At 61.7% G+C, this 447-nt stretch carries 1 protein-coding gene; it reads left to right on the top strand.

The features are described 5' to 3' along the window. Positions 1-447, top strand: a 447-nt coding sequence (locus tag KO538_RS29040; protein ID WP_219330443.1) for a hypothetical protein, incomplete at both ends; no start/stop codon positions are given.

Below are 447 nucleotides of genomic sequence, written 5' to 3'. Positions count from 1 at the left end.
GCTGACGGGCGCCAACGTGGACCTGTCTGGCAGCCAGACGGGGGCGGCGAATATCGCCATCACGGCGCGCAGCGGCGATGTGCTGACGAACAAAGCCGTCATCTCGGCCAGCAACGTGCTGGCCATCACGGCCAATGCAAACAACGCCCAGTTGTTGGTGAACGGCCAGGGCCAGCTGGTGGCAGGACAGTTGCAACTGAACGTGGCGAATCTGAACAATGCCAGCGGCGAAATCGTGCAGACGGGCACCGGCGACACCGTCATCACAACAGGCAAGTTGGACAACACGGCGGGCCGCATCGCCGCCAACAGCGCCAACCTGGCCCTGAACGCCACGGTGTTAACGAACATCAATGGCAAGCTGGAACATGCTGGTGCCGGCATCCTGGCTATCAACGCGGGCCAGTTCAACAACCAGTTCGGCAAGATCACGGGCAATGGCAAGCT

This window comes from Janthinobacterium sp. NKUCC08_JDC (assembly GCF_019345575.1).
Classification (GTDB): domain Bacteria; phylum Pseudomonadota; class Gammaproteobacteria; order Burkholderiales; family Burkholderiaceae_D; genus Janthinobacterium; species Janthinobacterium aestuarii.
This window is presented reverse-complemented; position numbering and strand designations above follow the sequence as displayed.